15 protein-coding genes are annotated in these 13,574 nt (G+C 65.8%); 11 read left to right on the top strand and 4 right to left on the bottom strand.

The window, feature by feature from the left end; translation table 11 throughout:
• Position 1: 1 nt before the first annotated feature.
• Genes M529_RS42820 through M529_RS42810 form a run of 3 tightly spaced genes read right to left on the bottom strand, consistent with a single transcriptional unit; the run spans position 2 to position 2,324 of the window.
• Complete coding sequence (locus M529_RS42820; protein WP_021319368.1) at positions 2 to 922, bottom strand: glycoside hydrolase 5 family protein; 921 nt, start codon at positions 920 to 922, stop codon at positions 2 to 4.
• Positions 919 to 1,755 (bottom strand): TIGR04290 family methyltransferase, encoded by an 837-nt coding sequence (locus tag M529_RS42815; protein WP_021319367.1) that lies wholly within the window; start codon positions 1,753 to 1,755, stop codon positions 919 to 921. The genes M529_RS42820 and M529_RS42815 overlap by 4 nt, the downstream gene beginning before the upstream one ends.
• Positions 1,752 to 2,324, bottom strand: a complete 573-nt coding sequence (locus M529_RS42810) for a histidine phosphatase family protein (RefSeq protein ID WP_236617720.1) — start codon at positions 2,322 to 2,324, stop codon at positions 1,752 to 1,754. Before M529_RS42810 ends, M529_RS42815 begins: the two co-directional genes overlap by 4 nt.
• On the opposite strand from M529_RS42810, the gene M529_RS49930 reads away from it, so the two are divergent.
• Genes M529_RS49930 through M529_RS42775 form a run of 8 tightly spaced genes read left to right on the top strand, consistent with a single transcriptional unit; the run spans position 2,313 to position 10,114 of the window.
• A complete protein-coding gene (locus M529_RS49930; protein ID WP_162471682.1) occupies positions 2,313 to 2,564 on the top strand; it encodes a hypothetical protein in 252 nt (83 codons plus the stop codon). The genes M529_RS42810 and M529_RS49930 overlap by 12 nt on opposite strands.
• On the top strand, positions 2,546 to 3,658 hold the full coding sequence (locus tag M529_RS42805; RefSeq protein WP_021319364.1) for an NAD-dependent epimerase/dehydratase family protein: 1,113 nt from the start codon (positions 2,546 to 2,548) through the stop codon (positions 3,656 to 3,658). Before M529_RS49930 ends, M529_RS42805 begins: the two co-directional genes overlap by 19 nt.
• Positions 3,655 to 4,713 carry an NAD-dependent epimerase/dehydratase family protein gene (locus tag M529_RS42800; protein WP_021319363.1) on the top strand — a complete coding sequence of 353 codons (1,059 nt, stop codon included), beginning with the start codon at positions 3,655 to 3,657 and terminating at the stop codon, positions 4,711 to 4,713. Before M529_RS42805 ends, M529_RS42800 begins: the two co-directional genes overlap by 4 nt.
• Positions 4,710 to 5,810, top strand: coding sequence for a glycosyltransferase family 4 protein (locus tag M529_RS42795; RefSeq protein WP_021319362.1), 1,101 nt, complete (start codon positions 4,710 to 4,712; stop codon positions 5,808 to 5,810). The genes M529_RS42800 and M529_RS42795 overlap by 4 nt, the downstream gene beginning before the upstream one ends.
• Complete coding sequence (locus M529_RS42790; RefSeq protein ID WP_021319361.1) at positions 5,807 to 6,925, top strand: CgeB family protein; 1,119 nt, start codon at positions 5,807 to 5,809, stop codon at positions 6,923 to 6,925. The genes M529_RS42795 and M529_RS42790 overlap by 4 nt, the downstream gene beginning before the upstream one ends.
• Positions 6,922 to 8,007, top strand: a complete 1,086-nt coding sequence (locus M529_RS42785; protein ID WP_021319360.1) for a CgeB family protein — start codon at positions 6,922 to 6,924, stop codon at positions 8,005 to 8,007. The genes M529_RS42790 and M529_RS42785 overlap by 4 nt, the downstream gene beginning before the upstream one ends.
• Positions 8,004 to 9,092, top strand: a complete 1,089-nt coding sequence (locus tag M529_RS42780; protein WP_021319359.1) for a CgeB family protein — start codon at positions 8,004 to 8,006, stop codon at positions 9,090 to 9,092. The genes M529_RS42785 and M529_RS42780 overlap by 4 nt, the downstream gene beginning before the upstream one ends.
• A complete protein-coding gene (locus tag M529_RS42775; RefSeq protein ID WP_021319358.1) occupies positions 9,089 to 10,114 on the top strand; it encodes a UDP-glucuronic acid decarboxylase family protein in 1,026 nt (341 codons plus the stop codon). The genes M529_RS42780 and M529_RS42775 overlap by 4 nt, the downstream gene beginning before the upstream one ends.
• A gap of 283 nt (positions 10,115 to 10,397) precedes the next feature.
• Here the strand turns inward: M529_RS42775 and M529_RS48630 are convergent.
• Positions 10,398 to 11,155 (bottom strand): IS5 family transposase gene (locus tag M529_RS48630; protein WP_128830903.1). Its coding sequence is split into 2 segments (ribosomal slippage): positions 10,398 to 10,822 and positions 10,822 to 11,155, totalling 759 coding nucleotides; the frame shifts between segments, so codons are not numbered across the junction.
• A gap of 138 nt (positions 11,156 to 11,293) precedes the next feature.
• On the opposite strand from M529_RS48630, the gene M529_RS42760 reads away from it, so the two are divergent.
• The 3 genes from M529_RS42760 to M529_RS42750 all read left to right on the top strand — a co-directional run bounded on the left by M529_RS42760 (position 11,294) and on the right by M529_RS42750 (position 13,406).
• On the top strand, positions 11,294 to 11,506 hold the full coding sequence (locus M529_RS42760; RefSeq protein WP_021319357.1) for a DUF2934 domain-containing protein: 213 nt from the start codon (positions 11,294 to 11,296) through the stop codon (positions 11,504 to 11,506).
• 37 nt (positions 11,507 to 11,543) lie between these two features.
• Entirely contained in the window at positions 11,544 to 11,978 is a 435-nt protein-coding gene (locus M529_RS42755; RefSeq protein WP_021319356.1) for a hypothetical protein, read from the top strand.
• 78 nt (positions 11,979 to 12,056) lie between these two features.
• Positions 12,057 to 13,406 (top strand): IS1380-like element ISSp1 family transposase, encoded by a 1,350-nt coding sequence (locus tag M529_RS42750; RefSeq protein WP_013039775.1) that lies wholly within the window; start codon positions 12,057 to 12,059, stop codon positions 13,404 to 13,406.
• The last annotated feature ends 168 nt before the right edge of the window (positions 13,407 to 13,574 follow it).

Below are 13,574 nucleotides of genomic sequence, written 5' to 3'. Positions count from 1 at the left end.
TTCAGCCGATGGCGCGCGATGTCTGCGGCACCGCAGGCGCGTAGCGTTCGATGGCCCAGCCGCAGAAATCGGCGAAGCCCTGCGGGTCCAGCGGCGCGCTGCTATGATGCGGCGCCAGCCCCAGATGCTCGGGCGTGAAGCAGAAGGTGAGCGTGACGTCGAACGGCTCCAGCGCGGCCATCATCCGGTCGAACCACTCTGTGGCGCCGGGGCGGAAGCTGTCCGCCCAACTCAGCCCCGTCCTCAGGTGCCGGACGCCCAGCCGTCGCATCGTCTGTACCGTGTCGTCGAGCCGGGGATCCTCGAAATGGAACCATTGCATCAGCCCCATGCGGTCGGCGATCGTGGCGTAATCGGCCAGCGCCGGCTTGGGCGTGCCGTCCTCACGGATCAGGCCCATGTAAAAATGGCGATAATAGCTCGACCCTTCCGCCTCGCGATGGCGGGTGGTCGCGCCCCAGGCCCGTGGAAGGTCATGGAGCGAGTACCAGAATATCCGTGGCACCCGGCCGATCAGCAGTTCCGCCGTGCGACGCAGACCGAAGACCTGCACCTCCTCGGCGCCAAAGGAGCCGACCCCGACCTCCGTCACCCAGACCGGCTTGTCGGGCACGACCGCTTCGATCTCCGCGATCTTGTCGGGCCAGGCGTGAATCGGCCACAGGTTCCAGTCGAGCGGAAAGCCATGCACCGCGACCACATCCACCGAGTCCAGCGCGCCAAGTTCCCCCATGCGCAACGTCCAGGCAGGATCGATCGGCGACATGCCGCCCAGCACCCGGGTTACGGTGGGGTTCGCGGCCTCGATCGCCGCGCCCGCCCGCACCACCATATCGGCATAGCGTATCCATTCCGGATCAAGCTCCGGATCCCAGTGCGACTTGTTGTTGGGTTCGTTCCAGATCATCGCGGCTTCGATCATTCCGCTTGCTCCTCTGTTTCGCTGTTCGGGTGCGGCGCTGCGGCGGGATAAACCGCGGCAGCGCCCCAACCGGCATAGGGCACGGGCGCCGCGCGGCAGAGATAGACCTCCGCCTCCGGCCGGTTCTCGATGGAAAAGCCGGCGGCGCGCAGCATCGCTTCCGTCGCGGCATGGTTGGGGATCCACCAGTTGGTCCAGTCGCCGGCATAGGCGCGCTCGACGAAATGCAGGCGCGGATAGCCCGGATCGTCAAAGATGGGCGGCAGCTCGGTCGTGCCCTCGATATGGAACGGATGGTCGTCGGGCACCGCGGCCACCGCCTCGCTGCCGCGCTGCATCGTCTGGAACAGCAGCCAGTCGCTCGCGACATGCTCACGGATCAGGTCGAGCGCGAGCAGCGGATGGCGCAGATGATAGAGCACGCCCATGAAGATCACGAAGTCGAAGCGCTGCCCCAGACGAGCGACGTCGTAGACCGATAGCTGTTCGAAGCGGATGTCGGTGAAACCCAGCGTATCTGCCGCCAGCCTCGCCTGCGCCAGATAGCGGGCGTCGCTGTCGATGCCGACGACCTGCGCCGCGCCGCGCCGCTTCATCTCGATCGAATAGAAGCCGGCGTTGCATCCGATATCGAGCACCGTCTTTCCCGTCAGGTTCTGCGGCAGCGCATGGGCGAAGCGCGCGAACTTGAACGCGGGATAATCGCCCAGGAAATGGTCAGGCGCGGTATGAATCCCCATCAGGTCGATATTGTGGAACCAGGGCGCCAGCTCGGTGATGCGGGTCTGGAGGTCGGCCTCCACGCTCTTGCGAGCCGCCTGCACCGGGCTCATGCGAAGGCTCGGTTGATATAGGACAGGCGCGCCGCGCCCGGAAATAGTTCCAGACGCGTGACCGAAGCCGGATCGACGTCGAAACGGTGGATATGATCCAGGTCGACGCCCAGATAATGGCACACGACCCCGCGGATCACATCCCCATGCGTCACGCACAGGGCCGTTCCCTCGTCGGCGCCCGCCTTGCCTTCCAGATGGGCCACGGTTCGTTCGACGGCAGCCGCCATGCCTTCCCCGCGCGGCGGTACGGCGGTCGCGCGGGCGCTGTTCCAGGCATCCCATAGCGGATCGTCCGCCAGCTCCGAGAAGGTCCGGCCGGTCCATTCGCCGAAATCGATTTCATCCAATGCCGCCACCGCCTTCACCTCCAGTCCGATCTGCCCGCCGATGATCGAAGCGGTCTGCTGCGTGCGCAGGCACGGGCTTGCCTCGATCCTTCCGATCATGTCCTGCTGAAGATGGCGGGCCAGGCGCAGCGCCTCGCGCTCTCCGTTCCGGTTCAGCGGCGTGGACGACCGGCCGCTCAGCACGCGCCCCAGATCATCATGCGCTGCGTGGCGAACCAACAGGATGGTCGTCACGACCGGCTGTCCAGCATCTTCAACATAGATGCCCGCCAACAACAGGCTTCCACCGCTTGTTCCGAAGCACAAGGGTTTAATCGATGCCATGGATACATGTATCAGGACACGATAACCTGGATCATTTATTATCTGCTCCTGCCGGAACATGAAGAAGATGCTTTTGGTTCGACCGCCCTGTTGCTCATCGGCGGGAGTAGAATTGCATGGAACATGTCCTGGTGACTGGGGGAGCCGGCTTCATAGGCCGCTTCGTCTGCGATGAGCTTCTGCGACGCGGCAAGAAAGTGCGCGTTCTCGACAGCCTGATCGAACAGGTGCACGGGCCCGGCGAGCGCCCGACCAGCTTTCATGGCGACGTCGAACTGATCCGTGCGGACATCCGCAACGGCGCCGCGGTCGAAAAGGCGCTGGCCGGCATCGATGCCGTCATCCACCTCGCCGCCGAGGTCGGGGTGGGCCAGTCGATGTACGAGGTGGAGCGCTACACCTCCGTCAACGAAGTGGGGACCGCGGTCCTGTTCGAGAAGCTGCTGGAGCGGCCCGTGCGGCGCGTCGTCACCGCGTCCTCGATGAGCATCTATGGCGAGGGCCTCTATGAGGACGCCGATGGCAGGCTGCTGCAGGAGGTCGCCCGATCAGGCATAGGCGATGGCCTGCGCCAATGGGATCCGACCGACGAGCAGGGCCGGCCGCTCCGTCCGCTCCCGACGCCCGAGTGGAAGCGTCCGAACCTCGCTTCCATCTATGCGCTCGGCAAATATGCCCAGGAACGCGCGACTCATATCATGACCGCGCCCTACGGCATGGAAGGCGTCGCGCTGCGCCTCTTCAACGTCTATGGGCCGGGGCAGGCGCTGTCCAACCCCTATACCGGCGTGCTCGCCATCTTCGCGTCCCGCCTGCTGAACGGTCAGCGACCGATGATCTTCGAGGATGGCGACCAGCGCCGCGATTTCGTCCATGTTCGCGATGTCGCGCGCGCCTTCGCCGATGCGCTGGACATTCCGGCGGCAGCGGGCGGCACTTTCAACATCGGCTCTGGCCACGATCGTTCCGTGAGGGAAGTGGCAACGGCGCTGGCGGCGGCGATGGGCCGCGACGACCTGAAGCCGGAGATCGTCGGCCGCGCTCGCATTGGCGATATCCGGCACTGCTTCTGTGACACGGCTCAGGCGGAAAGGGCGCTTGGCTTCACGGCGCGGGAGGACTTTTCCTCCCGCCTGGCCGAACTGGCCGAATGGGTCGCCTCCCAGACCGCGGAGGACCGTGTCGACGAGGCACGGGCGGAGCTGGAGAGCCGGGGGCTGGTCGCATGACGGCACCGGACAGCGACCGCCCGGTCCTGATCACCGGAGGCGCGGGCTTCATCGGCGCCAACCTTGCCGACCGGCTGGCTGCGGAAGGGCATCGCGTGATCGTCTATGATTCCCTCGCCCGGCCGGGGGTTGAGGATAATCTGTTCTGGCTCACCCGGCGCCACCCGGAAGCGGTGCAGCCCGTCATAGCGGCGCTCGCCGACCGCCCGATGCTGCGGGACTGCGTCAATGCCAGCAAGGCAGTGTTCCATTTGGCGGCGCAGGTGGCGGTGACCACCAGCCTGGACGATCCCCGGCAGGATTTCGAGGTCAACCTGCTGGGAACGGTCGACCTGCTGGAACTGTTGAGAGCGCATGCGGATGACGTTCCGCTGGTGTTCGCATCGACGAACAAGGTCTATGGCGACCTTGCCGACGTCGATCTGGAACTGACGAAAGAGGGATATCGCCCGGTCGACTCGAGCCTCGCATCGGCCGGGGTCGACGAGCGGCGACCGCTCGATTTCCACACGCCCTATGGCTGCTCCAAGGGCGCCGCCGATCAATATGTCCTGGACTATGCGCGCAGCTTCGCGCTGCCGGCCGCCGTGTTGCGGATGAGCTGCATCTACGGCCCGCTGCAGCGCGGGACGGAGGACCAGGGCTGGGTTGCACATTTCGCGCTGCGGGCGCTCGCGGGCGATCCGATCATGCTCTACGGCGACGGCCATCAGGTCCGCGACATATTGGAGGTGTCGGATGCGGTCGCCGCCTATATCGCGGCCTGGCAACGCATCGATCGGATCAGCGGGCGCGCGTTCAATCTGGGGGGCGGCCCCGACAATGCTGTAAGCCTGCGCCGTCTGATCGCGCATATCGAAGCGCTGGTCGGCCATCCCGTCCCGGTCCGTGAGGCCGAATGGCGGGCGGGCGACCAGCGCTACTTCGTGGCGGACGCACTGGCGGCCCGAACGGCGCTGGAGCTGCCTGCACCGACCGGCTGGCGACAGGGAGTGGCCAACCTCGTCCATTGGCTCGCCGCCGCGCGTGAGACGCTGCGGGAGGAGGCGGCATGAGCCTTCCTCGTCACCTGCTTCTGACCACCGATACCGTGGGCGGCGTGTGGACCTATGCGCTGGATCTGGCGCGCGGGCTGGTGCAGCATGGTTATCGGACCACGCTGGCGATCCTTGGCCCCGCGCCGGATGCTGCCCAGCGTCAGGCGCTGTCGGAGGTAAAGGGCCTATCCTACGTGGTGACGGGTCTGCCGCTCGACTGGACGGCCCCCGACGAAGCAAGCCTGCGTGCCGCCGCCGGCGCGATCGCGGCCATGGTGCCGGCCGTCGGCGCCGACATCGTGCAGGTGAACGCGCCTGCCCTTGCCTGCCTCCGCGATGCCCGGACACCCTTGGTGGTCGCGACCCATAGCTGCGTCGCGACCTGGTGGGATGCGGTGGAAGGCGGTCCGATGCCGGAGGATTTCCGGTGGCGCACGCAGCTTGCGGCGCAGGGATTGGCCCAGGCGGACCGTTGCGTTGTCCCCAGCGGCGCGTTCGGCCGCGCCGTCGCGCGCTGCTACGGCCTGTCGCGGCCTCCGGTCACGGTTCACAACGGGCGCTTCGCCTCGCCTCCTGCGTCCCATGCGCAGCACGACTTCGCGTTCACCGCCGGCCGGCTATGGGACCGGGCCAAGAACGCCGCCACCATGGATGCCGCTGCCGCTCGGCTGGCCGTCCCGTTCAAGGCAGTGGGCGCCGTTAGCGGGCCCCATGGCGAAAGGGTGGAACCGCTTCACCTCTGCCTGAAGGGACAGGTTGGCGCCGTCGAGGTGTCGCGCTACCTCGCTGCCCGCCCGGTATTCGTGTCTGCGGCGCGCTACGAACCTTTCGGCCTTGCGGTGCTGGAGGCGGCGGCGGCGGGCTGCGCGCTGGTTCTGTCGGACATTCCAACCTTCCGTGAATTATGGGATGACGCCGCGATCTTCCTGCCGCCCGGCGATGATCGCGGCTTCGCCCAGGCCATCGATTCGCTGGTCGGCGACATGCGCTGGCGAGAGGAGCGAGGCGCTGCTGCGGCGGCGCGCGCAGCGCGTTATCACGCCCAGTCCATGGCCGACGCCACCGCCCGGCTCTATGACGCGCTGTTGCCGTATCCGGCGCGGGTGGCGGCATGAAGATCGTCTATTTCACCCATTCGCTCCTGTCCTGCTGGAACCATGGGAATGCGCATTTCCTGCGCGGCGTGCTGCGGGAACTGATCGCGCGCGGCCATGACGTGACGGCGTGCGAGCCGGCGGATGGATGGAGCCTGTCGCAGTTGCTCGCCGATCATGGCGAGGCGGGGCTGATCCCCTTTCGCCGCGCCTATCCCGAATTGGGCTCGCTTTCCTTCGCCGATGCCGGGCAATGGCAACCGTCGGTGGCCGCCGCCGACCTGGTGATCGTCCACGAGTGGAACGACCCCGAACTGGTCGCTGCTGTCGGTCGGATGCGGCGCGACGGTGGCCGCTTCCTCCTCCTGTTCCACGACACGCATCACCGGGCCGTCAGCGATCCGGATGCGATCCGCGCCTTCGACCTCCAGGACTATGACGGCGTGCTGGCGTTCGGCGAGGCTCTGTCGGAGGTCTATCGCCGCTGGGGATGGGGAAGCCGGGTCTGGACCTGGCACGAGGCGGCAGACCGGCGCCTCTTTCACCCGCCGGTTCATGAACAACCGCGGGAAGGGCTGGTGTGGATCGGCAACTGGGGTGATGGGGAGCGGACGGCTGAATTGGAGGAATATCTCTTCCGCCCCGCGCAGGCGGCGGGTCTGTCGCTGGACATTCATGGCGTGCGCTATCCGGCGGAGGCGCTGCAGATGCTGGAGCGGCTGGGCGTCCGCTATCATGGCTGGGCGGCCAATGCGCGTGCTCCGGCGATCTTCGCGCAGCATCTGGCGACCGTGCATGTGCCCCGACGCCACTATGCGCGGCAGCTCCCTGGCATTCCCACCATCCGCGTGTTCGAGGCGCTGGCCTGCGGCATTCCGCTTGCCTCCGCGCCATGGGACGATTGCGAGGGGCTGTTCCGGGGCGGCGAAGACTATCTGATTGCCCGGAACGGCCAGGAAATGGCCGCCCATCTGCGCGCGCTCGCCGCCGATCCGGACCTGCGCGCCAGCCTGGCGCGCAGCGGCCTGGAGACGATCAAGGCGCGCCACAGCTGCGTCCACCGCGTGGACGAGCTGCTGGCCGTGATCGCCGGCCTGCGTGGCGCGGTCTTGGAGGAAGAGAGGATGTCCGCATGAAGATCGCCTTTTACGGTTCGAGCCTGCTGTCCTCCTACTGGAACGGCGCCGCCACTTACTACCGCGGGGTGCTGCGGTCGCTGGCGGCGCACGGCCATGCGATCTGCTTCTACGAGCCCGACGCCTTCGACCGGCAGCAGCACCGCGACATCGATCCGCCGGACTGGGCGAAGGTAGTCGTCTATCCCGCAACTGCGGACGGTCTGGCCTCGGTCCTCGACGGCATGGGTGACGCGGATGTCGTCGTGAAGGCGAGCGGCGTCGGCATATTCGACAGGGAACTGACGGAGGCACTGGTCGATCTGCCTCGATCCAATGCGCTGCGCATTTTCTGGGATGTCGACGCGGCGGCGACGCTGGACGAAATGGCGCAGGACCCCGATCATCCGGTGCGGCAAGCATTGCCTGCGCTCGACATGGTGCTGACCTATGGCGGCGGCCCACCCGTGGTCGATGCCTATCGTGCGCTTGGCGCGGCCCGTTGCGAGCCGGTCTATAATGCGCTCGATCCTGACACCCATCATCCGGTGCCCCCGGACGAGCGCTTCCGCGCCGACCTGGCCTTTCTCGGTAATCGGCTGCCGGACCGGGAAGCCCGGGTCGAGGAGTTCTTCCTGAAGCCTGCGGCGTTGCTTCCGGAGCGGCGCTTCCTGATCGGCGGCAACGGATGGAGCGACAGAGCGCTGCCGGGCAATGTCCGGACGCTCGGCCATGTCTATACGGCCGAGCACAACGCCTTCAACGCTACCCCGCGCGCGGTGCTCAATATCGCGCGGGACAGCATGGCCCGGGTCGGCTTTTCGCCCGCCACCCGCGTGTTCGAAGCGGCGGGTGCAGCCGCCTGCCTGATCACCGACGCCTGGGAAGGCATCGAGATGTTCCTGGAGCCAGGAAGTGAGGTGCTGGTCGCGCGGGACGGGCAGGATGTGGCCGACCTGCTCGCCGGGCTGACAGCGGAACGGGCGGCGGAGATCGGCGCGGCGGCGCGGCAGCGCATCCTGTCACATCATGTGTACGAACAGCGCGGCGCACAGGTCGACGCCTTGCTGCGCGCGCCCATCCGCAGGGCATTTGCGGCATGAAGCTCGTCGTCCTCGGGCTCAGCCTTTCCTCGTCCTGGGGCAATGGGCACGCCACCACCTACCGCGCGCTGCTCTCCGCCTTTGCGCGGCGAGGGCACGACATCCTGTTCCTGGAACGGGATGTGCCCTGGTACGCCTCCGCCCGCGATATGGCCGACCCGGCTTTCTGTCGGCTGGCACTCTATGAGGATGTCGAGGGGCTGGCCGCATGGCGCGACGAGATCGCGCGAGCCGATGCCGTGATCGTCGGGTCCTATGTGCCCGATGGCGTGCGGGTCGGCGCACGGGTGCAGGCCTGGGCGGGAGGTGTCACCGCCTTCTACGACATCGACACGCCCGTCACGCTGGGGCTGCTGGAAAGCGGGCAGCATGACTATGTCAGCCCGGCGCTCATCCCGGGCTACGACATCTATCTGTCCTTCACCGGCGGCCCGACGCTGCGGCGGATCGAGGGGCGGCACGGTGCGCCGGCGGCGCGTGCGCTCTACTGCGCGGTCGATACGGATGCTTATCTGCCGACGGGCGCGGCGCCGCGCTGGGACCTCTCCTATCTCGGTACCTACAGTCCCGACCGCCAGCCGACGCTCGAACGGTTGTTGATCGAGCCGGCCCGGCAAATGCCGGAGAGCCGCTTCGTGGTGGCAGGCCCCCAATATCCCGCCGATATCGACTGGCCGGCGAATGTGGAGCGGATCGAGCATCTCCCGCCCGCCGATCACCCCGCCTTCTACGGCGCATCCCGCTACACGCTGAACGTGACGCGGGCAGACATGATTGTGGCCGGCTGGTCGCCCTCGGTCCGGCTGTTCGAGGCGGCGGCGTGCGGCACCCCCATCATCAGCGACATCTGGCCGGGCATCGATGAGTTGTTCGAGCCGGCCCGTGAGATCGCCCTTGTCACCGAAGCCGTCGAGGTCGTCGACCTGCTTGGCCGGAACGGGAGAGCCATGGGCGCGGCGGCGCGACGGCGGGTGCTTGCCGAACATAGCGGCGAACGACGAGCCGCGCTGCTGGAGCAACTGATCGGCGAGGCGTCGAACCGGCGCCTTGAACCCTCCCTGACGACCGGAAAGGACGCTGCATGACGAACAGAGGAGTTGCGCTGGTCGCGGGAGGCGCGGGTTTCATCGGGTCGCATTTGTGCACCGCCCTTCTCGATCAGGGGTGGGAGGTGCTGTGCCTCGATAATCTGCTGACGGCCCGTCCCGGCAATCTGCGCGCGCTGAAGGGCCGCCCCGGCTTCACTTTTCTTCGCGCGGACGTCACCGAACCGCTGCCCAGGGACGTCATGGGCCGGGCAAAGGAGATCGACAGGATCTACAATCTTGCCTGCGCAGCTTCCCCGCCGCTGTATCAGGCCGATCCCGAGCACACGATGCTGACCAACGTCATCGGTACGAGCGGGTTGCTCCGTCTTGCCGAGCAGGCGAATGCCCGGTTCCTGCTGACATCGACCAGCGAGGTCTATGGCGATCCCGAACAGCATCCCCAGCGGGAGGATTATCGCGGCTGGGTGAACTGCACGGGTCCTCGCGCCTGCTATGACGAAGGCAAGCGTGCGGCGGAGGCGATCGCCTTCGACTTCGGCCGGATGCGCAGGGCGGAGGTGCGCGTGGCGCGGATCTTCAATACCTATGGCCCGCATATGGACCCCGGTGACGGCCGGGTCGTGTCCAACCTGATCTGCCAGGCGCTCGAAGGACGGGAGGTCACCATCTATGGCGACGGGTCCCAGACGCGCAGCTTCTGCTATGTGTCGGACCTGGTCGAAGGACTGATCCGGCTGATGGAGGCGACGGACGTGGCGCTGACCCCGGTCAACCTGGGCAATCCGGAGGAGTTCACCATTGGGGAACTTTGGGATCGGGTCCGCTTCCTGACGGGAAGCAAGGCGAAGGCCGTCTATCTCCCGTTGCCGGTCGACGATCCGCGACGCCGGCGGCCGGATATCGGGCGCGCGCGCGCTCTGCTCGGCTGGCTGCCGCAGGTGCCGCTGGCACAGGGGCTGGCGGCCACAGTGGAATGGTTCGATGGGGAATTGCGCGCGGCAGGACCGTTGGGCGTTTCATCACCCCGCGTCACCGGCGACGCACGGCTGTCCGCCTGACTTCAGGCCATAACTTGGTGCTGTCGAAGCAAATGCACCAGCCGTTAGGAGGTCGACGGTAGCGGCGGATCCATGTCTCGCCCCCGGCAAGCCAACCAATCCATTCACATTACCAATCATTGACGTCGACGAGCACGCAGAATGTCCTCGCACGAGCATGCGGGCCGTTATCTCCGCCACCCCCGGTGCCTCGGAACGGAGACCTCGGCCAGCATTCTGCCTTCGAGGATCATGGGCCTTCGTCATTCGCGCATAAAATCATGTTAGGCTCAGGACTCGTTGATCACAGCCAGAAGAGCACGGTAGCTGCGAGGGCGATGGCGGAGAAGAAGACGGTTGGGCAGCGGTCGTAGCGGGTTGCCACACGGCGCCAGTCTTTCAGGCGGCCGAACATGATCTCGATGCGGCTGCGGCGTTTGTATCGGCGCTTGTCGTATTTCACTGGAAAGGAACGGGATTTCCGGCCCGGGATGCAGGGCGTGATGCCCTTTTGCTCGAGCGCGTCCCTGAACCATTCGGCGTCATAGCCCCGGTCAGCCAGCATCCACTGCGCCTTGGGCAGATCATCGAGCAGGGCTGCCGCGCCGGTGTAATCGCTGATCTGGCCGGCCGTGATGAAGAAGCTCAAGGGGCGGCCGTTGGCATCGGTGACGGCGTGAAGCTTGGTGTTCATGCCGCCCTTGGTCCGTCCGATCAGGCGGCCGAGATCCCCTTTTTTACCCCAAGGCTGGAAGCCGTGCGGTGGGCCTTGAGATAGGTCGCATCGATCATGAGGGTCTGCGGTTCGGCTTTCTGGGCGGACAGACCCTCCATCATCCGGCCAAACACGCCCATCTCGCCCCACCGTTTCCATCGGTTGTAGAGCGTCTTGTGCGGACCGTATTCCCTGGGCGCGTCTCGCCAGCGCAGCCCGTTGCGATTGACGAAGATGATCCCGCTCAGCACCCGCCGGTCATCAACCCGAGGCTTGCCGTGACTCTTGGGAAAATACGGCGACAAACGCGCCATCTGCTCGTCCGTCAGCCAATACAGGTCGCTCATGCTCAGTCTCCTCGCGGAGCCTGAATCACATCGCTCTCAGCCAATCAATGGGTCCTGAGCCTAATCCGGATCAGTCCGCGCATCCAATCGGCACGCCATGCATTCCGATGGCCATGCAACGCATTCTGCGGGGACACCATGTCGATCGAAATCCAGGAACGAATTCGCCGAAGAGCCCATGCGATCTGGGAAGCCCAAGGCCATCCCGACGGGCTGGCCGAAGAACATTGGCATCAGGCGGAGGCCGAGATCGCGCAGGCCGATGCCATGAGCCAGACCTCCAGTCCGCTCGCGACCGGCGTGGTGAGAAAGGAACCGGGCAAGTCGGCCAAAGGCGAGGTAGCCGCCTAGACCGGCACGTCTTCTCCTCTGAACGAATGGGGCGCCCTTGACCTTTCTTCCCGACCGCCTCGAAGGCGGATCACCCTATCCCTTGGGCGCCAGCTTCGACGGGCTCGGTGTCAATTTCGCCATCTTCTCCGCCAATGCCGATCGGATCGAATTATGCCTATTCGATCCCAGCGGTCGCAAAGAGATCGCCCGCCTGCCCCTCCCCGAATGTACGGACGAAGTGTGGCACGGCTACCTTCCCGACGCGCGTGCCGGCCTGCTCTACGGCTATCGGGTCCACGGTCCCTATGCGCCTGAACAGGGCCATCGCTTCAATCCCAACAAGTTGCTTCTCGACCCCTATGCCCGGCGTCTTTCTGGCAGCCTGCGGTGGAACGACGTGCTGCATGGTTATCCGGTGCGCGGCAAGCGCGCGGATCTAGCCCGCCTTATTCACCAAAAGTGTCCTGAAGGGTTGGCGGGAGTGGCGTAAGCCTCTGATCTGAATTAGGAACTGGGTGTCTAAGCCGAACCTGCCGCAGGGCAGAAAATGCCACGGGCCACACCCGCCATGAACGATGATATCGCAAGCTCATTTGGATTCCCAGCAGTCGGCCGCAAGAAAATCACAGCTGCGTTCGACGGTGGCCGGCTTACCTCGGATGGCGGTGTTCTACTGCTTGCACAGGCCGAGCGCGCGATGGGGATTTGCCAGCGCCTGGCGGCTTGTATTGCCGATCCGCGCGATCCAGCGCGGGTGATCCATCGCCTGGATGACATTCTGCGTGCCCGTGTGTTCGCGATTGCGTGCGGCTATGAGGATGCCGATGATCTCGATGCTCTGCGCGACGATCCAGGCTTCCGCCTGGCGCTCGGCAAGCTGCCGGAATCGGGCGCGGGGCTGGCCAGCCAACCGACGATGAGCCGGTGGGAAAATGCACCGACTACGCGCGAACTGGCCAGCATGATGGCCGCGATGATCGACATCTACTGCGCCAGCTATCCCGCCCCTCCGACAGCGGTCACGCTGGATATCGACGACACGTGCGACGTCGTGCATGGCTATCAACAGCTCTCGTTCTGGAACGGGCATCATGGGGAGCGCTGCTTCCTACCGATCCATATCTACGACACCGCGACCGGCAGGCCGGTGGCCATGCTGCTGCGCACAGGCAAGACGCCTTCTGGAAAGGAGGCGGCGGGGCACATCCGACGCCTGGTGCGTCACCTGCGCCGTAATTGGCCCGATACCCACATCACTATCCGCGGCGACGGGCACTATGGTCGACCCGAGGTCATGGCCTACTGCGATGCGGCCCGCGTCGATTACGTGTTCGGCCTGCCCACCAATTCAGCGCTGCGCGCCGATCCCGCCATTGTTGCGGTCGCCGATGCCTGCGCGGTCAAGCGCGCCCAGCGTCAGTGTCCCGTCCTGCGCAACTATGCCGAGACCCGCTATGGGGCAAAGACCTGGAAGTGCCAGCGTCGCGTCGTTGCACGGATCGAGGCCAGCACGCTGGGCATGGACATCCGCTATGTCGTCACCTCGTTGGCAACAGGATCGGCCGAGCACATCTACGACACGCTCTACTGCGCGCGTGGTCAGGCCGAGAACCTGATCAAGCGCCACAAGTCCCAGCTCGCCAGCGACCGAACCTCGTGCCGCTCGGCCAATGCCAATCAGATGCGCCTGATACTGCACACTGCCGCATACTGGCTGCTATGGCGCATCCAGCAGGCGATGCCCAGGACCGCTGCTCTGGCAAGCGCGGAGTTTACCACCTTGCGCCTGCGGCTGCTCAAGGTCGCTGCGCGCGTCGTAGAAAGTGCTAGCCGCATCCGCATTGCCTTCGCTTCCGCCTGTCCGGATGCCGACCTGTTCCGCGCCCTCGTTCTCCGGCTGAAGCCTGCGCCGACGTAGCCCATGCGGCAGCGCCGCAGAACTCCGAGCCCAGCCCTTCAACCCGAAAAGCCCATCAATCCGAATGCGGTGAAACAAACGCCAGCGATGCCGGTCGTCCGCGCAATACAGCCAGCCGCAGCAAATGCCCAGAGCGGGCCCGAAACCGAGCGTCGTGAATAAGAGAGG

The sequence above is a fragment of the Sphingobium ummariense RL-3 genome, from assembly GCF_000447205.1.
Taxonomy (GTDB): Bacteria; Pseudomonadota; Alphaproteobacteria; order Sphingomonadales; family Sphingomonadaceae; genus Sphingobium; species Sphingobium ummariense.
This window is presented reverse-complemented; position numbering and strand designations above follow the sequence as displayed.

What these genes read in the sequence shown, in the direction of transcription:
- M529_RS42820 (WP_021319368.1), bottom strand. Translation starts at nt 922, where the DNA reads ATGATCGAAGCCGCGATGATCTGGAACGAACCCAACAACAAGTCGCAC.
- M529_RS42815 (WP_021319367.1), bottom strand. Translation starts at nt 1,755, where the DNA reads ATGAGCCCGGTGCAGGCGGCTCGCAAGAGCGTGGAGGCCGACCTCCAG.
- M529_RS42805 (WP_021319364.1), top strand. Translation starts at nt 2,546, where the DNA reads ATGGAACATGTCCTGGTGACTGGGGGAGCCGGCTTCATAGGCCGCTTC.
- M529_RS42800 (WP_021319363.1), top strand. Translation starts at nt 3,655, where the DNA reads ATGACGGCACCGGACAGCGACCGCCCGGTCCTGATCACCGGAGGCGCG.
- M529_RS42795 (WP_021319362.1), top strand. Translation starts at nt 4,710, where the DNA reads ATGAGCCTTCCTCGTCACCTGCTTCTGACCACCGATACCGTGGGCGGC.
- M529_RS42790 (WP_021319361.1), top strand. Translation starts at nt 5,807, where the DNA reads ATGAAGATCGTCTATTTCACCCATTCGCTCCTGTCCTGCTGGAACCAT.
- M529_RS42785 (WP_021319360.1), top strand. Translation starts at nt 6,922, where the DNA reads ATGAAGATCGCCTTTTACGGTTCGAGCCTGCTGTCCTCCTACTGGAAC.
- M529_RS42780 (WP_021319359.1), top strand. Translation starts at nt 8,004, where the DNA reads ATGAAGCTCGTCGTCCTCGGGCTCAGCCTTTCCTCGTCCTGGGGCAAT.
- M529_RS42775 (WP_021319358.1), top strand. Translation starts at nt 9,089, where the DNA reads ATGACGAACAGAGGAGTTGCGCTGGTCGCGGGAGGCGCGGGTTTCATC.
- M529_RS42760 (WP_021319357.1), top strand. Translation starts at nt 11,294, where the DNA reads ATGTCGATCGAAATCCAGGAACGAATTCGCCGAAGAGCCCATGCGATC.
- M529_RS42750 (WP_013039775.1), top strand. Translation starts at nt 12,057, where the DNA reads ATGAACGATGATATCGCAAGCTCATTTGGATTCCCAGCAGTCGGCCGC.